Below are 20,500 nucleotides of genomic sequence, written 5' to 3' on the forward strand. Positions count from 1 at the left end.
CCGGTACCATAATATTTCATATAAAACGTGTTGAATATTAGAACTGTGAGCAGTTTTTTGATGTTATCTTTAAATGGTAAATTACCAATCATGAAATGCTTTATAATTTTTGTATTCACTTTTCACCTTTCACTTTTCACTTTCTGTCAGCAAACACAAAAGCCACCATTACACGGCAAAAACTGGATGGCAATAACCGGCAAACCATTAGCTGCTGAAGCCGGTGCGATGACCTTTCAAAAAGGCGGAAACGCTGTAGATGCAGCGTGTGCAATGCTTGCAGCTACCTGCACTATGTGGGATGTATTGAGTTGGGGTGGAGAAACACAGGCGTTGATCTATAATCCAAAAGCAGGAAAAGTAATTGCGATAGATGGCCTGGGTGTTGCACCATCAGGTGCAACTGTTGACTTCTTTAAAAACAAAGGCATGAATTTTCCTCCGGAATATGGGCCACTTGCAGCAGTAACACCGGGTACTCCGGGTGGTTTGTGTTACATGCTGGCAGAATATGGCACCATGAGTTTGAAGGAAGTGTTGGCGCCTGCCATGCAACTGGCTGCAGGCTATCCGATAGAAGCGCAAACAGCCAACAGTATGGAGCGGGGAAAGAAAATGATCAAACAATGGCCTTATAGTACATCCGTTTTTTTACCACATGAAGGGCAGGAAAGAGAAGCACCGGAAGCAGGTGAAATATTTGTACAGAAAGACCTGTTGGAAACATTAACCAAAATGGTTGATGCAGAGCAACAGGCATTGAAACAAAAGAAGACACGAAAAGAAGCGATCTATGCAGCGATGGAGCGTTTTTATAAAGGAGATATTGCAAAAGAATTTGTACGCGGCGCACAGGAACAGGGAGGTTTGATAACTATGGAAGATCTTGCTAAATGGAAACCAATTGAAGAAGAACCACTACATGTAAATTATAAGGGTATTGATGTATATAAGTTGCAGCAATGGAGCCAGGGGCCAAGTATGTTGCAAGCGTTGAATATACTGGAGAATTTTGATCTGAAGAGTATGGGCTATAATTCATCGCGCTACATTAATACCTTGTATCAAACAATGAGCCTTGCATTTGCTGACAGGGATTTTTATTATGGCGATCCGTATTTTCCACCCGCAGAACCAATGAAAGGTTTACTTGATAAAGCGTATGCAAAACAAAGAGCGGCATTAATAAATCCTGATAAGAATGATCCTGATATTGGTCCCGGTGATCCGTATCCTTTTGAAGGAAAAACAAATCCTTATCTCAATATTTTAAAACAGAGAGGCTTCAATGTTGATACTGATAACAAAACAAATCCCGGTGCTACACCATCACATGATGCAACATCATTTGTAAATGATTCTGCTTACATGGATCGCTTATGGCGTGGCACAACTTCAGTAGAAGCAGCCGATAAAGATGGCTGGGTCGTATCTGTTACACCCAGCGGAGGTTGGCTACCTGCCTGCATTGCAGGGCATACAGGTGTTGGTATGAGCCAGCGTTTACAGAGTTTTGTTTTGGATAGCACGCTTGATCCATTCAATGTTATTGAGCCCGGAAAAAAACCGCGTGTTACATTAACACCTACACTTGCCATGAAAGATGGAAAACCTTTTATGGCATTTGCTGTGCAGGGCGGCGATACACAGGACCAAAATCTGTTGCAATGTTTCCTGAATGTTGTTGAGTTTGGAATGACGATACAGGAAGCTGTTGAAGCCGCCAACATTAATACAGACCAGTTATGGTTATCACTTGGCGGTGAGCAGGTAAAAGACCGTCAGCCACATCCCGGAAGTATTTTAATAAACAGCAACACCCCGGATTATGTAAGAAGAGAATTAATAAAGATGGGTTACAAATTAACTTTCGATGATCGCACCAGCGGACCGATCAACGCCATTTATTTTGACTGGAAACACGGCAGTTTCTGGGGCGGTTCAAGTAATCATGGAGAAGATTATGGAATAGGCTGGTGAAGCCCCCTCTAACTCCTCCGGTGGGGAGGATAAGATGGAAAAGCTTTGTGAACCCGGCTTTTGAATAAGCATTAAACTTTTGTTGCGTCGCACACTTGTGCTTTCTGTTATATACTTAACAAAACCGAATAAAAAATATTTCTCTGCGTCTCTCTGCCTTTGCAGTTATAATTTCTTCATCACATCCGGATTTACCAAATTGGGCACCTTACCGTTTTTATAAAGACCAATAATATTTTCAGCAGCCAATCTTGACATACCGTCTCTTGCTTCAACAGTTGCAGAACCAATATGAGGTAGTACCGCAACATTTTCCATTTGCAGTAAAGGATTATCTTTCTGCATTGGTTCAGGGTTAGTAACATCTAAACCTGCACCCCATATTTTTTTTGTATTCAATGCTTCAATCAAATCTTCTTCATTATGTACACCACCTCTTGATGTATTAATGAAGATGGATGTCGGTTTCATTTTACTAAAAGTATCTTTATTGAAGATATCTCTTACTTCTTCTGTAAAAGCGCTATGCACAGACAGCACATCACTTTGTGCAAGCAGCTCATCAAAGCTCACATACTTTGCATCTAATAATTTTTCAGCTTCTTTATTTGGTTTACGGTTACAATAAATAATATTCATGTTGTATGCACCTTTACAGCGTTTTGCCATTTCAATTCCAATTCTGCCTAAACCAAAAACACCAAGTGTTTTATTTTTGAGTTCTATCCCCAAATTAGCTTTAGGACTAAAATGCGTCCATTCTCCTCTCTCAATCTTTTTATACATGTAAAACATTTTTCTTGATACGGCTATCATTAATCCAAAAGCTATATCCGCAGTCGCATCATTTAATACACCCGGTGTATTGCCAACAGGAATGCCTAAACGTGTTGCTGCTGCAATATCAATATTATCATACCCTACACCGAAGTTGGAAATAATATCGAGATGGCTGCATTCATTAAGAAATGCTTCGTCTATTTTAGCACCACCCGAACTTAACAACGCATTGCACTTTTTTGTTTCAGCTATCAATTTATCTCTTGTTATTAAAACATCTTCTACCCATGCCGATACATCAAACCCTTCCTTTCGCAACAGTTCAATACCTAAATCAGGGATGGTGTTACTTACAAATATTTTTATTCCATTTGGATCTTTTTGCATAATGCTGAATTGAATAAAAGATAACCTGTCAATAAAAATAACAAGAAATCATGTTTATAGTTTTATCCCTTTGCCAAAGTAAAATTCATTTTCACGTTTTTCATTACGCGCTTTACTTTGTGCTTCCATGGCACGCAATTCCACTCTTCGTATTTTACCGCTTATAGTTTTGGGTAATTCCTGTACAAACTCAATGATGCGTGGCATCTTGTATGGCGCCATTTTTTGCCTACAATGATCAAATATTTTTTTCGCAAGTTCCTCACTACTTCCTGCTTCTTTATTCAGCACAACAAAAGCCTTTACCTCCTGCCCCTTTAAAGCATGTGGGCTGCCAACCACTGCCGACTCCAGCACTTCTTCGATTTCTATCAAAATACTTTCTACTTCAAAAGGTCCTATGCGATAATCAGATGACTTTATTACATCATCACTTCTGCCAACAAACCATATATAACCATCTTCATCTTTATATGCTTTATCGCCTGTGTAATATAATCCATGTTTAAATACTTCTTTCTGTCTTGTTTCATCACCGATGTAAGCTTTGAAAATGCCATTAAAAGAATTATTCATGCGCACCGCAATCTGTCCTTCCTCATGCAACGGCTTTTCATTACCATCTTCATCAGCAATAACTGTGTCATAAAGAAACCCGGGCTTACCCATTGACCCAAATCTTATTACAGCGTCTGGCAAATTGTATATCATACAGGTGCTTTCTGTTTGTCCGTAGCCGTCACGAATTATAATACCCGTTCCTTTTCTCCACGCTTCTATTACTTCCGGGTTAAGTGGCTCGCCAGCACTAACACATTCACAAAAAGAAAAATGATATTGTTGCAATGGTTCCTGTATCAACATGCGCAATACCGTTGGCGGGCAACACAAAGTAGTAACCTTATGCTGCTCCATAATTTTTAATTGAACCGATGGATTAAATCGTCCCCGTTGCGCATAAATAAATACAGTACAACCAATATTCAACGGCGCAAAAAAACAACTCCATGCAAATTTTGCCCAGCCCGGTTGCGATATATTATAATGCTTATCATCCGGTTTTAAACCTATCCATGCTGCAGTTGTTAAATGGCCCAATGGATAGCTTGCATGTGTATGCGCTACAACCTTGGGTAATCCTGTAGTGCCTGATGTAAAGAACCAGAATAAAACATCATCTGCATTAGTATCCGCTGCAACAGCTGCATTGCTTTCTGCGCTTATTGCATCTATGTTGTGCCAGTTTTCTTTTACATCATCCAATAATATCTTAACCGGAATCTCTTTTTCATACAGTGACATTGCTGCTTCTGTCTTATCAACATTATCTTTATCTGTTATCACCACTTTCGGCGTTGATCTTTGAAAGCGGTACACAACATCATCAACACTCATTATACTTGCTACAGGTATCATAATAAACCCGCCTTTTATAATACTTAGGTAAGAGATCCATAAACCTGTGTGCAGGCCGCACATAACGAATATTGTATCGCCCTTCTGAACACTATTACTACGCAAAAAATTCAACAACTGGTTACTTTTATCTAATGCTTCTTTGTATGTAACTGTATCTGTTGTTCCATCATCATGCACCAGTTCGAGCATATTTTTTTCGGGATGTTCTGCTACGTGCAATGGTTCAAAAACATCTCTTACCCAGTTAAATTTTTCGGGAACAACAAAAGATGGAATCATATCATATTGGCGATGCGTAATTGCATGTAGAATGTCACGCATAATGGTGAAAGGCATAGCAATAATTTTATATAATGGTAAGCATACAAGTTATTAATTTTTTTGTACCCGGCAGCAGAATGTGCATTGAACTTCGTTGCGTCGCACTCTTGTACTGAAGAAAGAAAGGCAAGAGACAAGGAGGCAAAGAGTTTTTACTTTTGACTTTTCACTTTGGTGCTCTACATTCCGAACGTAGAAGTGAGTGACACAGCAGGCGCTGAATAGTATTACCAAAGCTGGCTGCATAAAATTAATTTTCAAAACAGTATCTGTTTGTAAATTACAGCCTCAAAAAAATTTTAGATTATGAAAAGACACGCAACAGCCGTATGGAACGGCTCAGGAAAAGAAGGCCACGGCACCGTAACTACGCAAAGCGGTGTATTGAAAGATAACCAGTATTCATTCAACTCAAGATTTGCGGAAGGCATTGGTACCAACCCGGAAGAATTGGTTGCCGCTGCACATGCAGGCTGCTTTGCTATGAAGTTGAGTTTTGTATTAGGAGCTGCAGGTTTTACACCTGATTCGCTGGAAGCAACAGCCACTATTAATTTAGATCCTGCACAAGGTGCAATTACAGCTTCTCATATTGTTTTAAAAGCAAAAGTGCCGGGTATAAGCAAAGAAAAATTTGACGAATGCTCTGCAGATGCAAAAGCAAATTGCCCCATCAGCAAACTGCTGAATGCTGAAATAACTTTAGACGCAGAATTGCTGTAATGTTTATGGAGTTTAGCATACATAAAGCCACCGCAGAAGATGCAAGTATTATTGCAACACTGTTTGATGCATACAGGATGTTTTACCAGCAACCTTCTGATATAAAAGGAGCAACAGAATTTATTACAGAAAGGTTACAGCAAAACGAGAGTGTAATATTTATTGCATTCATCAATAATGTTGCAGTTGGATTTACACAGTTGTATCCAATTTTTACATCTGTGGGTATGCAACGTACCTGGTTGCTGAATGATCTTTATATAGATTCATCTGCAAGAGGAAAAGGTATAGCAAGTGCATTACTTGATGCTGCAAAAGATTTTGGCAGAAGTACAAACAGTAAATGGCTCATGTTGCAAACAGGTATCACAAACGCTGCAGCACAGTCACTCTACGAAAAGAATGGCTGGCATAAAGAAACCGATCTTTTTTACAGCATTAATTTATAAGAAAGGCCCCCTGCTAAGCAGGGGGCCTTATGTTTCAGGTGGCAAATTATTTTAAATAGCTTCTTATAAACCATGCCCATTTTTCATGCTTCTCCATTAGCCCGGTAAGAAAATCTGCATTCCCCGCATCTTTATATTTATCCTGCATCAGGTCAATATCTTTTCTCAAATAACGAATGATGGTTTCATGATCATCCAACAGATCTTTTAATTGCTTTCCCTGGTCATTGGTATAAGGTTGTTCCTGCAGGTTGGTTGTTTTCATAAAGTCAGCCATCCTGCCCTGTGAATAATGCCCAATGGATCTTATTCGTTCGGCCACTTCATCAATTACTTCATCCAGTTCATCGTAGATGCCCTCATAAAATTTATGCATCTCCATAAAATTACTTCCTTCAACATTCCAGTGATAATTGCGTGTTTTAAGAGAAAGTAAAAATTCATCTGCCAGTATTGTATTTAGTTTTTCTGCAATAGCCTGGCTGTTCTTTTCTGAAAGACCAACATTTGCTTTCATAGCTTAGTGTTTTATTTTTTTCTAAAGTTACATACCTGTCACAATAATATACAGTAAAAAATTGCCCATACTTAATAAATTAAATTGACGAAAAGCAATGTAAGATTTTTTCAAAACCGTGAATTATCAATCGTCCTTCATTCTTATTTTTATTTTCAGCAGATACTTGTTAAATTCAATGCTCCAATCCAAAACATAACCGTATGAGAAAAATTTATGCAATTACAGCTATTGCCACTTTCGTATTAAGTGCCTGCCAGAAAGAAATAAAAAATCAATCTACTACCGTATCCGCAGATCCACAGGAAGAAAAAATGAGCAGGAAAGAGATAAACGATGTTATCATGGACAAGTTTACGCAAACAGGTACGTTTGACTGGAAAGATGCAACAGATAAAATGTTATGGAGTGCTGCGCAAAACAGTGATAAGATTTTTTCTATAGGTTATAAACCTGTTTCAGAAACAGATATTGATAACAAAATTTCTTCCATCAACATAAACGATATACAATGGAGCAATGCAAAAAACCAAGTGCTTGAATTAATTTATACTTCCGAGAAAGAAAAAAATCCATCACTCAAATTCGAAGACCTTGAAATATGGAAAGATAAAAAACTACCTGTTATAGATGTAAAGATCGAAAACATCAAAACGCTACAAGCCTTGCGAAGTCTGCCTTTGGTGCGTTATGTAGAACCAATGGGTTACGATCCCATTGCTGAAGAAAATAAAGCAACTGACTTAAGTATCTTCGATGGCAGTGGCTGCGGTGGTTACGATGGTAATACCAGTTTGGTAAATGGATCTGACTATACTGTTGTTTCTCCCAATGCAAAAGTTTCCTGGAACTACAGTTATCATGGTATATCAAATGCATGGACAAAATCTACCGGCTCTGGTGTAAAGATCATGGTTATAGATAGTGGTGTAAGCCCCGACCAGGAAAATCTTGGCAGCGATTTTAACCAGGGACTTTCTGCGGGAAGAACCATCGAAAAAATATTTACACTCCCCGGTGCCACATCTGCAGATGATGGCTGTGGTCATGGCACAACTATGTGTGGCGAGGCAACAGCACCACGCGGCACAGATGGCAATTCATGTGGTGTAGCATACAATAGCAACCTTGTTGCCTGTCGTGCTGCAAGAGATGTTTTTATAGATGAGAGTGATGAAGTAAAAGGTGTTAGCGATGCTTACATTTGGGCAGCAGACAATGCTACAGTTAAGATCATCAGCCTGAGTATGGGCCGTATTACCGGCAGCAGCCAAATAAAAGACGCCATTAATTATGCAGATGGAAAAGGCAAACTGATGTTCTGTGCAGGTGGTACTTCTTTTAGCTGGACCGCCCTGTTTGTTGGCGTTATATTTCCGGCAAGTTTACCAAATGTAGAGGCCGTAACAGGTATAAAAGATAAAGCTACACTAACAGCGTGCAGCGATTGTCACAAAGGCAAGCAAATTGATTTCGTTATCGTTATGGAAAAAGCCAATGGAGGCTTGCATGCACTCAGTACAGCAACCAGTGGAGATGTACCCACAACTGTTGGTGGTTCTTCTGTTGCTACCTCCACAGCAGCAGGCATTGCCGCGCTGGTGTGGAGCCGATTCCCAGGTTATACAAGACAAGATGTTATCAATAAACTTACAACCACGGCAAGCAATTATCCTGCAAAAACTAAGAACTATGGTTGGGGTAAAATGAATGCAGACGCAGCAACAAATTAGTTTTTCAATTGTGATACCAGCGGCGGAAAATTATAGCATCGTTCCTTGCGTCGCAATCCTTTCTACTGTAGAATATATAGCAACAAAAAAAAGTGCTACATATAAAAAAAGTGCTACTCTGCGAGTAGCACTTTTTTTATAAACCATTTATCGCTGTTATGCTTTTAGTTTTTTTATTTCTTCTGTAAGTTTAGGTACTACATCAAACACATCACCTACAATACCATAATCAGCTGCTTTAAAAAATGGTGCTTCAGGATCTTTATTGATCACAACAATTGTTTTACTCCTGTTTACACCGGCAAGATGTTGTATAGCCCCGGAAATACCTAATGCAATATACAGGTCAGGTGCAATCTGCACACCGGTTTGCCCCACATGTTCATGATGTGGCCTCCAATGACTATCTGCAACAGGTCTGCTGCATGCCGTAGCTGCATGCAATACATGCGCAAGTTCTTCTACCATTCCCCAGTTTTCCGGGCCTTTCAATCCACGACCACCGCTTACAACTATTTCAGCTTCTGTTAAAGGCACTTCTCCGCTTACTTTATTTACTGCAGTAATTTTTATCTTAGAAGCAGGTACGATAACATTCAATTGATTTATTTCAGCAGTTCCTTCTCCCGCAACTGTCTTAAAACTATTCGGGTTAAGCGATATCACTTTTATAGCTGAAGTAATATTTACATTGGCAAATGCCTTACCGCTAAATACAGATTTTTTTACAACAAATCCACTGGATATATCTGGCAATCCTACGGCACCTGTAACAATACCAGCTTTCAAACCAGCAGCAACCCTTGGCGCAACCGCTTTGCCTGTTTGGTTGTGCGAAAACACAATAACCTTAGCACCTATGCTGGCTACAGCTTCTTCAATAACTTTTGCATATACCTGCGCATCAAGATGGCTCAACGCTTCATTGCTTACCTGGTGTATCTTGGAAACACCATATTTACCCAGTGCCGCAAGATCATCATTTACAGAGCCCAATAATAAACCCTCTGCAGAATCATTTAATTGTTTGGCAACTGCTGCTCCGTAGGTTAGTGCTTCGTAAGAAGCTTTTTTTATGTGACCATCTGCATGGTCTATGAATATAAGAACTGGCATAAAATAGATTTGAAAATTTATTGGTTATTCGCTTTTGTGATGCTTAAAGAATTATCTGTACAAGTGTGCGACGCAAGTAACGACGCCATGAAAAAACAATTGGCGGCTCACAAATAATTGCTTATAATAGTTAGCACTCGACTGATTAAATTGCTTTCGCTTCTTCATGCAGTAATCTAACCAGCTCTGCTACATTATCAGGAGCAACTAATTTTACACCCGCTTTTGCCGGCGGCAATTCATAATTTGAAACTGTAGTTAATGCATTAATTGCAGCAGGCTCCACTACCTTTAATGGTTTCGTACGCGCAGACATAATACCACGCATATTGGGTATGCGCTGCTCCGCAACACCTTTCTGGCAACTAACTACAACAGGGAGCGCTACTTCACAAACTTCTTCACCACCTTCAATTTCGCGGCTTACTGTTGCAGTATTTCCACCAATATCAAACTTTGTAGCGAGTGATACATAAGGCATATCAAGCAACTCTGCAATCATACCACCTATGGAAGATCCGTTGTAATCAATTGTTTCTTTACCTGTAAAAATCAAATCATAAGCTCCTTGCTTTGCAACTTCCGAAATTTGAGCAGCTATATAATAACTATCGCTGCTTTCGGCATTAACACGAATAGCTTCATCACCACCAAGCGCTAAAGCTTTTCGTATTATAGGATCGCAATCTGCTCCTCCAACTGTAATAATATGCAGTGCAACAGAAGTATCTTTTTCTTTAAGTTCAATGGCCCTCACAAATGCATACCATTCATCGTAAGGGTTAATAATCCATTGCACTCCACTTTCGTCGAATTTTGTGTTTCCATCCTTAAAAGAAATTTTCGAAGTTGTATCTGGTGTTTTGCTTATGCAAACTAAAATCTTCATGGCAGAGATTTTATTTAAAAATATAAAAAATAGTTGTTTATGCAACTATTTGCAAATATAATATGTAAAGATTACTAACAAAGGTTTGTATAAAAATTTATTTATTAAATTTTGGAAGACGGATTGATTTGCAGACAACTCAAATAAAAAAGGGGTTTCAAAATTATTTGAAACCCCTTTGTATAAAAGCCAAATCTATATATTCTAGTGAACAGAATTTAATGGTTTGAACATAAGTTTACTTCTTAGTGCAAATACATTTGCTGCAGATGTAGTAGTAGTTGTAGCACATGGAGGCGTTAATACAAAATCTTTTAGATCGCGGGCTCTACGCAGAATATCGTTAAACATGCGCAGTGAATTTAATTTGCCGCCACGACCAGCAGCGTCCCTTACCATCATACTATCGTTATCTGGATTATTATCGAAATCTATAGCACCACCGCGCCCTGCAGTTCCTGAAAGAAATCCGGATAGTGTAGCTTCGGTACCAAAAAATACGGGGTCAACATGAGTGAAAAAGGTTTGTAATTCACCAGCATGACAACCTGTACAGGTATTTCTTGAAAAGACATGACGTGCGGTGGTATTTTTTATACGTGCTGGATTATTCTTGGTTTGTATCCCATCCCAGTGATAGATACCAGTAGGTTGCCCAACAGGTTCACCTAGAATCTGTGCATGCCCGCCAAGAAATGGCTGTCCGTTTATGCTGTCAGGAATTACATACGCATCATTAATGATTGGCCTCTTATTATTATTGATCCAGTTAACCATTGCCCTAACATCAGGATTATCAACCTGTGCGTTATACAGATCACGCGGTATCTGACCAACGGTTTTTTGAAAAAGCTTTCTTTCGGGGTCGATCATCAGATTAAATTCTCTGAATTCATATCTTTTAATACTCCCGTCTTCAGGAGCAAACTCAAGCTCATTAGTCCTGATTGCATCCAATGCAATTTTCGAATCCCTTCCCGGAGCAGAACCCCAAAGAGTATAACGGTTAGTAATATCTTCCAATGCAGCATTGTACTCCGGACTACCTAACACAAGATCTTTGAGATCATACCATCTGCGAGCCCAGCTTTGCAAGCTGTCACAATTATTTTTAGAAGTAATACCATATTCAACCACCATGGTCGCCTGTAAAGGTGCTGTGCAGGTACTGTCTATTAAACAAAATGTATAACGCCCTTCTCCGGCAGGTATTCCAGCTGCTCTTTCACGAATATCGAACCTGTTTACAATTGCAGTTAATTTATAAGGAGCAAAGCGCATATCCAATTGACCAGGAGGCGCCCCTGCTGCTTCACTTTTTTCTAACCATGGCGTAATTACTTTATCTGTTATAAGAGGGCGTGGAGGTACTGTATCTCCATTGATCTCTCTTTGTACCTGCCAGTTGTGTAAAAATTTCATTACAAAATCAGATAGCTCAGCATCTGTAGGGTCAACGTCTGCAGAGGATTTTGCAAGGTTCTTCATGATGGTCTTAAATGTCCATGGGCCATCTATATTACCAGTTTGGGTACATGGATTCCAGGTACGGGTGGGATCTTCTACAACAGCCAAATCAGTAATGAAAATACAATTCCTTCTTACAGAATCGATCAGCTCATTTCCACCACCTATAAGATCTGATATAGAAACTGCCTGAACTTTATCAAAAGACTGTGGATCAAATGTACCTCTATTACAATCCTGCGGATTTGCGATTGCTCTATTATAAAATTGCACTTGTGGGCCATTTTTTTTCGCCTCACTATATAAAGACATAGCTGTTTTCCGGAACTCATTTACATCAGCAAAAATTTTGGTAGTGAAAATACCATCGCCTGCGACTTTATCAAATCCCTGGCCATCATCTCTTAAAACAAGCTGTTCTCCATTATTGTCAACAGTAATTGATGTTCCTGAGTAGTTTTCAAAAGAGTAAACGGCCATTAACAAGAGGTGATAATTATCGCCAGGTATTTTTTGCACAAGAACATCTTCTGCCGGTGGGTTACGATCTGTAGTGCCATCAAATCCATAATTATCATCTGCCAGATATGCAGCGTAATCATTGTCATCTACCCATGGCAATGCTGTATTATTTGTTGAAAATATTCTGGAGAATGCAGGATCACTGGTTTTGCCTGATTGTTTATTCCTGTCCCAGGAAATAAAAGCAAAAGTCAACAAAGCAATTCCAAAAACAATGATCGTTTGTTTTGAAGTTTTCATAGTTAAATAGTTGGGTCTACAAAAATTTAAAATAGTCTGGGTTGATTTTTATACAACACTAATATTGATCGATCATTGGAGATTGGACTTTCTTAGCAGTTAATGATTCTGGAATGCCAGTAATTTATACATTAAAAACCGCTTGCAGGAATTGCTATTATGCTGTTTAGATTGAGCTATAGTTTTAGTAATGGTTTGTTTAACATTAAAGCACTTAGCTTTTCAACGCACTAAAAGCAATGTCACGAAATTGAGGAATAAAATCGAGTTTACTCTGATAAACAGCTTAAAAAATTTAAATGTACCCTTGTAAAAACCTGAAAATTTTCTAAAAATTAATTGCACAACTTTGCTTTAAACAACAACAAATGAATAATGAAATCATCTTTACATGAATATTACTGATCACAAAATTTGCCTGTTGATCAAAATTCTTAAGCACACCGTATTTTATTTGCTCATTAGAAAAAAAGCCCTGAAGTGTGCGACGCAACGAAAGCCTGATAACTATTATAAAGCCCGGATCATAAAAATTTTATAAATGCAGTTATTTTGGCGAAGGCATACTAAACTTTTTTAAAGTCAAATTAACCATTGATTTAAATTTTTTCAACTCATCCTGCTGCTGTTTGATAAAACTGTTTTCGGAAAGCAAGCCTACAACATTGTTCATTTCTTCTTCTGAATCGTAAACCATGCTACGGAATGGATTAGTATAATCTTTTGCTCTTGACTCTTTTATTTTAGCGGCTATCCATTCTTTGGTTGTAATAAGTTCTGCGAGAATTGTAATTATATCATTACCGGAAAGCTTCTTAGCTGTTAATGCCTTAATTTCAAGCAGAGCAGCAATAGCATGGGCTGTTTTATTTGTAACATAACGGGTAGCCATCTCATCATAAACGCTGTGCAGCTGATCCCATGAATTAATTTTATTTTCTTTTACCCTTTGACGAATCAGTGCAACATCTTTTTTCAGCAATAACTGTCCGCCGGCATTCAGCCATTCTGAGCGACTGCCCGCTTTAGGCAAAACTTCTTTTACTGCTTCAAAAGAAGTCGCATTATTTTCTTTAATGAGATTAAACAAATGCAGGGCACCATAATAGGTGATCATCTGTTCAAACAAGTTATAAGATTGCTGAACTTTTATAATGACGGTTTTGCGTTTGTGATTTTCAAAACCTTCAGCTAAAATCTCAAGTTCATCAATAATAGCATCATTATTTTTCAGTAGCTGCTTACCTTTTTTACTGCAATCATCATTATTAATGCTGGTATCTGGATTTTCTTTTTTATAAAAAGCACGTCCTGTAAATAATTCCAGCATCTTCATCGCATCAAACATTTCATTCACAGTATCAGGTGCCAGGTAATCATATTCCATATTCTGAATGGGTTGAATACGCTTGTCCCTATCTCCATACTTCCATGCATTACGTGCCAAAGCATACATATTATACATGAACCAGTACCCGGGCATTACCGTAAGAAAATCTTTACTGCTATCAATACTTACCAATGAAAAAGGTATTGGAATATTCAATTCGTAGGAGTAATCCGCTTTTGCAAGAATAGTAAAGCTGGCAAATTTAGAATTATGCTTCAGGCTTACACATAAGCCCGGCCAGAAACCACGGCCTGCAACGATCTCTCCATCTGCAGCCCTTGAGTTATGATTAGAGCCAATAGTAGCACCCGCAGGAATATTACTCTGTCCCATTACCAATGCTGCACATAAAAAAGAGTTATTATGATGCTGTTCATGTGCAGGAAAAATAAGAGAATTCAATACTTCGCAACAGGAGATGGTTGCATTATTCCCGAGATAAGAATTGATAAGCCTTGCGCCATATTTCAATTGCGAGTTGCTGGCCATAACAAACCTTACTGCCTTAACACCATAAAATATCCTGCAGCCAAAACCAATGATACCATTTACCAATTCGCACCCTTCGCCTATCTGAGATATACCTTCTGGCCCCGAATTAATGGTAAGGTTCTTTAATTTATTAGCACCTTTTATATACGCATCACTGCCGATCCAAACATCTTTTATAATGGCGCAGTTCTTTATCACGGTTCTGTCGCCGATCTTACCATAATAGCCGCGTTCTTTTTTGAATTGCCTTTCGGTGAATATTTTAAATTGTTCCAATAACTTTTCATCGTCACGATACTTACTCCACAACCACGCATCAGCAGGCAACATATCATTAAAAGGAATAACACTGCGTCCACCATTTTCATTACATATCTCCATCCATATACGCACAGACTCCGGCTCGCCTTCTTTTACTATACCAATACCAAACTTTGCATGATCGGTAGTAATCAATTCATTTACATTTACAATGATCACCTCATTACCTATTACATAATGCGATAAATAATTTACATTATCCACCACTACATTATCGCCAAGATCGCAACTGATGATAGTGGAATTATATAAACCCACCACATATTTCATATCACTAAACTCCAGGTAACAGGGTTCCAGTTTGCCAATACGCACCAGGCCAAAAAATTTACAGTTCCTTACCAGTTCAGGATTGAATGCATCGCTCACCAATATCTTGTTCCAGTCGTCACTTGCATTGCGGTTCTTAACCAGCGCCTCAATTTCATATGCTGTAAGGTTGCGGTATTCAATGCCGCTGCGATTCTGTACCTCACGCAGGTAATATTCATCTTTACCTTTTGGTAGATATTCAGGTTTTATAAAATTGTAACCCAGTTTATCAATTGAGCTTTTCTTTATATTATTCTGCGCCATTGTTTGTAGTGTTTTTATGAGCCAAACGAAAATACAGCTATTAAGCTTTCGTTGCGTCGCACTCTTGTACTGTGGAAATTTCTGTTGAACTGTTGAAATTATATTGTTATAGCGGCATTCCATAGCGTAAACGGGAAGCGTACTTCTAGTTAAGGATAATGGTTAACGGAGGGGTGGTGGATGATAGGCTGATTTTCAGGAATAAGAAAACTATTATATTGCGTGTAATAGCTTTAATTAATATGGGACAAAAAATGACAAGATTTGAAAAGATAAATGTTTTCAATATTATATTGACATTACTTCTCAGCGCTATCGCAGTAATGTTATCGTATAACTCATACAGGATTAGCGAGAATACATTCACTCTTTCAGAAAAAGTAGACAGGCTAAATATGGCTCAATCGGAAATTGAGTTAAAAAGTTCAGTATTTGCATTGTTTACTACAATTGACATGTTAAGGCAAAATGACGCCGAAGGAAAGAATTTAGACAAATGCATTAAATCGTTGACTGAAATGAAAACAATCCTAGAATCTCAAATGAAAAATATTTACTTAGCTCAGAACAGTGATTTGTCAGAATTATGGGTTGAACTATATTCTAAAACTAACTTTGACATTAAATTTTTAGAAGAAGGACTGAAAGCTAATACAATAGTTTCTGGTGTGAAAGACATTATTATAGAATTAGAAAGTCAAGCCAAAGTAATTTTTGATACTTTTCTTGACCATAGCAAAAAGAGTGACTAAATAATGAATTATCGCTACGGGTTGGTGCCCCTCATCAACCAGAAATAAAAATTACTAAAACAATATGGAAACAAAAGCACTTTTCAAATATCAACTTCTCTGTTTAGCGCTGTTGTTTGCACAATGTGCATCAGCACAAAAAACTTCGACGCAGGTTGATACATTGCTTGTTGGCACATGGCAGGGAACTTCCATTTGCCAGGTAAAGAATTCTCCATGCCATGATGAAGTTGTGGCGTATCACATCTCAAAAGGAAACAGTGTTGATAGCTTCACCATACAGGCAAATAAAATTGTAAATGGTGTGGAAGAAGATATGGGAACATTGCATTTTGGTTATAATGGAAAAACAAACCAGCTTGTTTCAAATGAATATAACAGCAACTGGACATTTACTATAAGCGGTAGAAAGATGTCCGGTATCTTACTTCATAAAAATGAAACATACCGCATAATAAAGCTGGAGAAAAAATAGAAAGCTTAATAGCAACCTGAATATTGATTCAACTGTACAAGCGTGCGACGCAAGTAAAGCACAATAGCAGCAATGAAGCCGGGCTCCAAAAAAATTCTTTAATGGTATTACGAACCTGCGTAGATAATAAGTGCCAATCCGGTTATAAAAAATAAGAACATGGCGGTTACAAAGCCATCGGTGCCTGCGGGTGATTGTTTAAATTCTTTCCAGATAAATACGCCCCATAGTGCTGCGATCAAAGTAGCACCCTGCCCAAGGCCATAAGAAATAGCAGCGCCTGCTTTACCTGCTGCAATAAGATTGAAAGAATTGCCGAGGCCCCAGATCAATCCACCCAGCACACCAACCATATGCGTTTTAAATTTTCCTTTGAAATAATCTGTATAAGAAACTGGTGCACCTTCAAACGGCCGCTTCATTAAAATGGTGTTGAATAAAAAGTTGCTTGCTAATATTCCAATAGAAAAAATAAAGACCGCGGTATAAGGTGTCATCTTTCCAGCGGCTGGTTGTTCAAAATTTTCAAGATCCATTGATGCTGCAATAAAGCGATAGAAGAAAGACATTAACACACCGGCGATCAATGAAATAATAATTCCTTTCCCGGAAACTTTTTGATTAGCATTACTGATCCTCCTGTATGCAATAGCATTGATTATAATAGCGATCATCACTAACGCAACACCAAGAAATAAATAAGTAGGATCTCCTTTTTGGGACGCAGCATAATTTACTATTACACCAAGTACCAGCGCTAATCCAATGGCTATAGGGAAAGCTACCGCCATACCTGCCATTGCAATAGCTGCGGAGAATAAAATGTTTGCTGCATTAAAAATTATGCCGCCAAGAAATGCGCTGCCGATGTTTGCACTGTCTGCCTGTTGCAGATCATCCATAAAACTTCTGCCTTTATCTCCTGTGCTGCCTAATGTAAGTGCGGACACTACAGAGAATAATACAATGCCAATTACATAATCCCAATAGAACAATTCAAAGCGCCAGGTTTTTTCTGCAAGCTTTTGTGTATTGGCCCATGAGCCCCAGCAGAGCATGGTAATTATGCAAAAGAATACAGCAACACCGTAAGATTCTACAATAAACATATGGCAGTATTATAGTGATAAATAAATTGCTTACTATGTATCGCTCACTTCATTCATCACATCAGCATGTTGGAAATTATATAAAGTTCATTTATTTCTTTATATCATCGAGGTTTACGCCGAGTAATTGTTGTGCAATCTGTTTCAGGCTGTTGTAATCACCGGTTAAGTGGCAGGTTGTTTGCCTGTACTCTCCGGTTTCGCCTTTCTTTAATTCCATTGCCGGGGATGAAGATTCTATTTCAAAGAATGGGCCCATTTGTGTGCCATCTGCTAACGGACCGTCATTGTAAGAATTAATAACATCACCTTTATAAGGTTCTTTTTGCAATTCCCATTTACTGTTTACATAAGGTGCATCTTTATGTACCTGCGGTATAACAATCGTCAATACATTTTTTTCAAAATCAAAACCTGCTGCAATGGGTTTTGCGATTGTTGGTGATAAACCAATTTTACTCCTGAATTTTCCATCGCAGGTAAAATACAGTACACTGTCTTTTACCTGTAAACGCTCTGCAGGAATGCTGCCAAAATAATTATCTGTTATAAAACTTCTTGCATTGGTAACCGGTGTAAATGGAATGATGACAACGGTTTTAGGAGAAGGTGTAAACATTCCCAACAACCATATTGATAATAAGCCTTTGCCTTTTGTCCAGTCAGTATTGCCAATGTTGGTAAGCTTATTTACGGTCTCATAGCCAACCATTTTTATATTTGGAGGAATTGTTGTTTGTAGTTTACCGGCAACATCCTTTTTGTTCAACAGATTAATTGTTCTTTCAATATTTATATTGAATACATTGCCGCTATAATTTGTAAGCTGTGCTTTCTTTGTAAATGTTGCAGACGATCTTGAGAACTGGTCAAGATTAAATGTTACGGTATCTATCAATGCTGGTACTTGCCAGTGATTGATATTAAATGAATCCCCACCTTTAAAAAAGATGGAGTATTGCCCTCCTTCCGGACCAAGCCAAAGTCTTTCTTCACCACCAAATGGATTGAATTGTTTTTTCTTTTGATCTCCGCCAATCAAACTATAGTTGAGCCAGCCAAAGCTTGTACCGCTATCTCCATCTGCCGTACTGGTTATAACACGGCCCTGGTAATCTGCAGACAATAATACCCTTGAAACACTATCCTCACTTACGAGTTCAAAGGCGCCAATGATATTTTCTTTCAGAAAATTCTTATCGTAGCCATAAGTGTGGTTTACAGGAATAGAATCTTTTGCTGTGGCTTTTTTTTCGGGTGTAGTGTTGCAGGCAACTGCTAAAAAACAAGCAGCAATTATCAGTGTAAAATATTTCCTTGCATTCATACGCTTCTATCGTTGTAAGTAAGGCAGGCAGTAGCTGCCGCTTTTGAATATCTTTCAAATATACGGTTCTACCGTTTCCAACATCATCATTTTGGAAGGATTGTGTATGAATTGTAATTGCGACTTATGTAGAATATTTTTCAAGGCGCTGAAAAGTGCGACGCAACAGAAGCTTCATGCATGTACTGCACTATGGCTCATAAAAAGAATTCAGAAAATTATATCGCTTTAAATTGTTTATCCGAAATCTATTTCTGTATTGTCGCCAATATTAAGGCTGCGGCTGAGACCTTTTACACTGGCATCGCTGCCGATAAGAGAATTGTCTAAAACAACTTCGTATAAATTAGTGTAAGAACCAATGATGCTGTCGCGAAGAATAGAATATTGCACTGTTGTATTGGCGCCTACCGCTACATGCGGGCCTATAATGGCATTCTTTAAAATACAACCCGGGCCAATACTTACAGGCGGAACAATGATTGAGTTTTCGTTCTGTACGCTTTCATGAATTTTACCACCAAACTTTTTTAGCAATGTGGCATTGCTTTCCAGCAGGGTTTCTTTTTTACCACAATCGAACCAGTTCTTTACCTTGAATGGTTTAAACCTTGCGCCACGTTTTATCATGCAGTCAAGTGCATCTGTAAGATTATACTCGCCATATGTTTTTATATCTTCTGTAAAAAGATGATGCAGGCACTCAAATAAAAAATGTGTTTCTTTTATTTTATACAAGCCCACAAGCGCCATATTACTTTTTGGAATGGAAGGCTTTTCCACCACATGTGTAATGAAACCTTCGTCACCAATTTCTGCAACACCAAAACTGCGTGGGTCATCTACTTTTTTTACACCGAGCATGCTATAACCACTATCCATTATTTCTTTTACATCATAATCGCAAATGGTATCACCAAGCACCACGAACACTTCATCATCGCCAACAATATTTTTGGTAAGCTCAATAGCGTGGCCCGTGCCCTGTCTTTCATTTTGATAAACAAAATGGCAATGAAGATCAGGATAAGTTTGCTTTACATAATCCTGGATTTTTTCGCCGAGATAACCAACGATAAAAATAAATTCATTTATGCCTGCGGTGTGTAACTGGTCTACAATAAAACTAAGAATCGTTTTACCTGCAATAGGTATTAATGCTTTTGGTTGTGTATATGTATGTGGCCGCAGCTTTGCGCCTGCACCCGCCACTGGTATAATAGCTTTCATTTGGAGGTCATATTTTATCTGCTAATCTCTCTGTTGCTAACTGCTCAAATCGAGGGCGTGAAATTAGGGAAAACTACTGTAACTGAATCAAATGTTAATAATGGAGTGAAGAACGAGTATGCTTTTAATCTTTTTTGGACCCTACTGCATTGCAGGTAGCATCGATCGTTGCGTCGCACTCTTGTACTGCATACAGAAATTCAAAATCAAAAAAAACTTCAGGTTTTTAAGTTTACTCATTATTGTTCAGGAATTGCTCTACTGGTTGTTGTGAATGCAAACGGT

Annotated in this window: 16 protein-coding genes; 6 read left to right on the forward strand and 10 right to left on the reverse strand. The window is 38.4% G+C overall.

The window, feature by feature from the left end; genetic code table 11:
• Nucleotides 1-90: 90 nt before the first annotated feature.
• Nucleotides 91-1,980: a gamma-glutamyltransferase family protein gene (locus FRZ67_RS06595; protein ID WP_225975529.1), complete on the forward strand. Its 1,890-nt coding sequence runs from the start codon at nucleotides 91-93 to the stop codon at nucleotides 1,978-1,980.
• A 165-nt stretch (nucleotides 1,981-2,145) separates the two neighbouring features.
• On the opposite strand, the gene FRZ67_RS06600 is transcribed toward FRZ67_RS06595, so the two are convergent.
• Both FRZ67_RS06600 and FRZ67_RS06605 read right to left on the reverse strand, forming a co-directional pair.
• The gene (locus FRZ67_RS06600) at nucleotides 2,146-3,147 is read right to left on the reverse strand and encodes a 2-hydroxyacid dehydrogenase (RefSeq protein ID WP_147188779.1); all 1,002 of its coding nucleotides are present in this window, start codon (nucleotides 3,145-3,147) and stop codon (nucleotides 2,146-2,148) included.
• A 54-nt stretch (nucleotides 3,148-3,201) separates the two neighbouring features.
• Nucleotides 3,202-4,902: an acetate--CoA ligase gene (locus tag FRZ67_RS06605; protein WP_147188780.1), complete on the reverse strand. Its 1,701-nt coding sequence runs from the start codon at nucleotides 4,900-4,902 to the stop codon at nucleotides 3,202-3,204.
• Nucleotides 4,903-5,193: 291 nt separating this feature from the next.
• On the opposite strand from FRZ67_RS06605, the gene FRZ67_RS06610 reads away from it, so the two are divergent.
• Together FRZ67_RS06610 and FRZ67_RS06615 are read left to right on the forward strand one after the other, a co-directional pair.
• Nucleotides 5,194-5,610, forward strand: a complete 417-nt coding sequence (locus FRZ67_RS06610) for an OsmC family protein (protein WP_147188781.1) — start codon at nucleotides 5,194-5,196, stop codon at nucleotides 5,608-5,610.
• Complete coding sequence (locus tag FRZ67_RS06615) at nucleotides 5,610-6,059, forward strand: GNAT family N-acetyltransferase (RefSeq protein WP_225975530.1); 450 nt, start codon at nucleotides 5,610-5,612, stop codon at nucleotides 6,057-6,059. The genes FRZ67_RS06610 and FRZ67_RS06615 overlap by 1 nt, the downstream gene beginning before the upstream one ends.
• 46 nt (nucleotides 6,060-6,105) lie before the next feature.
• Here the strand turns inward: FRZ67_RS06615 and FRZ67_RS06620 are convergent, their stop codons facing one another.
• On the reverse strand, nucleotides 6,106-6,576 hold the full coding sequence (locus FRZ67_RS06620) for a Dps family protein (protein WP_147188783.1): 471 nt from the start codon (nucleotides 6,574-6,576) through the stop codon (nucleotides 6,106-6,108).
• Between the two features lie 203 nt (nucleotides 6,577-6,779).
• Here FRZ67_RS06620 and FRZ67_RS06625 point away from each other — a divergent pair, with 203 nt between their 5' ends.
• A complete protein-coding gene (locus tag FRZ67_RS06625) occupies nucleotides 6,780-8,309 on the forward strand; it encodes a S8 family peptidase (RefSeq protein ID WP_147188784.1) in 1,530 nt (509 codons plus the stop codon).
• A 156-nt stretch (nucleotides 8,310-8,465) separates the two neighbouring features.
• Here FRZ67_RS06625 and FRZ67_RS06630 read toward each other — a convergent pair whose 3' ends face one another.
• From FRZ67_RS06630 to FRZ67_RS06645, 4 genes are all read right to left on the reverse strand, one after another.
• Entirely contained in the window at nucleotides 8,466-9,425 is a 960-nt protein-coding gene (locus tag FRZ67_RS06630; protein ID WP_147188785.1) for an electron transfer flavoprotein subunit alpha/FixB family protein, read from the reverse strand.
• Between the two features lie 145 nt (nucleotides 9,426-9,570).
• Entirely contained in the window at nucleotides 9,571-10,314 is a 744-nt protein-coding gene (locus tag FRZ67_RS06635) for an electron transfer flavoprotein subunit beta/FixA family protein (protein WP_147188786.1), read from the reverse strand.
• A gap of 204 nt (nucleotides 10,315-10,518) precedes the next feature.
• Nucleotides 10,519-12,543 (reverse strand): choice-of-anchor X domain-containing protein, encoded by a 2,025-nt coding sequence (locus tag FRZ67_RS06640; protein ID WP_147188787.1) that lies wholly within the window; start codon nucleotides 12,541-12,543, stop codon nucleotides 10,519-10,521.
• 547 nt (nucleotides 12,544-13,090) lie between these two features.
• Nucleotides 13,091-15,322, reverse strand: a complete 2,232-nt coding sequence (locus tag FRZ67_RS06645; RefSeq protein ID WP_147188788.1) for a DUF4954 family protein — start codon at nucleotides 15,320-15,322, stop codon at nucleotides 13,091-13,093.
• Between the two features lie 158 nt (nucleotides 15,323-15,480).
• Here FRZ67_RS06645 and FRZ67_RS06650 point away from each other — a divergent pair, with 158 nt between their 5' ends.
• Nucleotides 15,481-16,074, forward strand: coding sequence for a hypothetical protein (locus FRZ67_RS06650; protein WP_147188789.1), 594 nt, complete (start codon nucleotides 15,481-15,483; stop codon nucleotides 16,072-16,074).
• Between the two features lie 64 nt (nucleotides 16,075-16,138).
• Entirely contained in the window at nucleotides 16,139-16,549 is a 411-nt protein-coding gene (locus FRZ67_RS06655) for a hypothetical protein (protein ID WP_147188790.1), read from the forward strand.
• 107 nt (nucleotides 16,550-16,656) lie between these two features.
• Here FRZ67_RS06655 and FRZ67_RS06660 read toward each other — a convergent pair whose 3' ends face one another.
• The 3 genes from FRZ67_RS06660 to FRZ67_RS06670 all read right to left on the reverse strand — a co-directional run bounded on the left by FRZ67_RS06660 (nucleotide 16,657) and on the right by FRZ67_RS06670 (nucleotide 20,215).
• On the reverse strand, nucleotides 16,657-17,658 hold the full coding sequence (locus tag FRZ67_RS06660) for a GRP family sugar transporter (RefSeq protein ID WP_147188791.1): 1,002 nt from the start codon (nucleotides 17,656-17,658) through the stop codon (nucleotides 16,657-16,659).
• A 91-nt stretch (nucleotides 17,659-17,749) separates the two neighbouring features.
• Complete coding sequence (locus FRZ67_RS06665) at nucleotides 17,750-18,985, reverse strand: DUF6786 family protein (protein ID WP_147188792.1); 1,236 nt, start codon at nucleotides 18,983-18,985, stop codon at nucleotides 17,750-17,752.
• A 237-nt stretch (nucleotides 18,986-19,222) separates the two neighbouring features.
• Nucleotides 19,223-20,215, reverse strand: coding sequence for a sugar phosphate nucleotidyltransferase (locus FRZ67_RS06670; protein ID WP_147188793.1), 993 nt, complete (start codon nucleotides 20,213-20,215; stop codon nucleotides 19,223-19,225).
• Nucleotides 20,216-20,500: the final 285 nt, after the last annotated feature.

It is taken from the genome of Panacibacter ginsenosidivorans (assembly GCF_007971225.1).
GTDB classification, from domain to species: Bacteria; Bacteroidota; Bacteroidia; order Chitinophagales; family Chitinophagaceae; genus Panacibacter; species Panacibacter ginsenosidivorans.

What these genes read in the sequence shown, in the direction of transcription:
- FRZ67_RS06595 (WP_225975529.1), top strand. Translation starts at nt 91, where the DNA reads ATGAAATGCTTTATAATTTTTGTATTCACTTTTCACCTTTCACTTTTC.
- FRZ67_RS06600 (WP_147188779.1), bottom strand. Translation starts at nt 3,147, where the DNA reads ATGCAAAAAGATCCAAATGGAATAAAAATATTTGTAAGTAACACCATC.
- FRZ67_RS06605 (WP_147188780.1), bottom strand. Translation starts at nt 4,902, where the DNA reads ATGCCTTTCACCATTATGCGTGACATTCTACATGCAATTACGCATCGC.
- FRZ67_RS06610 (WP_147188781.1), top strand. Translation starts at nt 5,194, where the DNA reads ATGAAAAGACACGCAACAGCCGTATGGAACGGCTCAGGAAAAGAAGGC.
- FRZ67_RS06615 (WP_225975530.1), top strand. Translation starts at nt 5,610, where the DNA reads ATGTTTATGGAGTTTAGCATACATAAAGCCACCGCAGAAGATGCAAGT.
- FRZ67_RS06620 (WP_147188783.1), bottom strand. Translation starts at nt 6,576, where the DNA reads ATGAAAGCAAATGTTGGTCTTTCAGAAAAGAACAGCCAGGCTATTGCA.
- FRZ67_RS06625 (WP_147188784.1), top strand. Translation starts at nt 6,780, where the DNA reads ATGAGAAAAATTTATGCAATTACAGCTATTGCCACTTTCGTATTAAGT.
- FRZ67_RS06630 (WP_147188785.1), bottom strand. Translation starts at nt 9,425, where the DNA reads ATGCCAGTTCTTATATTCATAGACCATGCAGATGGTCACATAAAAAAA.
- FRZ67_RS06635 (WP_147188786.1), bottom strand. Translation starts at nt 10,314, where the DNA reads ATGAAGATTTTAGTTTGCATAAGCAAAACACCAGATACAACTTCGAAA.
- FRZ67_RS06640 (WP_147188787.1), bottom strand. Translation starts at nt 12,543, where the DNA reads ATGAAAACTTCAAAACAAACGATCATTGTTTTTGGAATTGCTTTGTTG.
- FRZ67_RS06645 (WP_147188788.1), bottom strand. Translation starts at nt 15,322, where the DNA reads ATGGCGCAGAATAATATAAAGAAAAGCTCAATTGATAAACTGGGTTAC.
- FRZ67_RS06650 (WP_147188789.1), top strand. Translation starts at nt 15,481, where the DNA reads ATGGTTAACGGAGGGGTGGTGGATGATAGGCTGATTTTCAGGAATAAG.
- FRZ67_RS06655 (WP_147188790.1), top strand. Translation starts at nt 16,139, where the DNA reads ATGGAAACAAAAGCACTTTTCAAATATCAACTTCTCTGTTTAGCGCTG.
- FRZ67_RS06660 (WP_147188791.1), bottom strand. Translation starts at nt 17,658, where the DNA reads ATGTTTATTGTAGAATCTTACGGTGTTGCTGTATTCTTTTGCATAATT.
- FRZ67_RS06665 (WP_147188792.1), bottom strand. Translation starts at nt 18,985, where the DNA reads ATGAATGCAAGGAAATATTTTACACTGATAATTGCTGCTTGTTTTTTA.
- FRZ67_RS06670 (WP_147188793.1), bottom strand. Translation starts at nt 20,215, where the DNA reads ATGAAAGCTATTATACCAGTGGCGGGTGCAGGCGCAAAGCTGCGGCCA.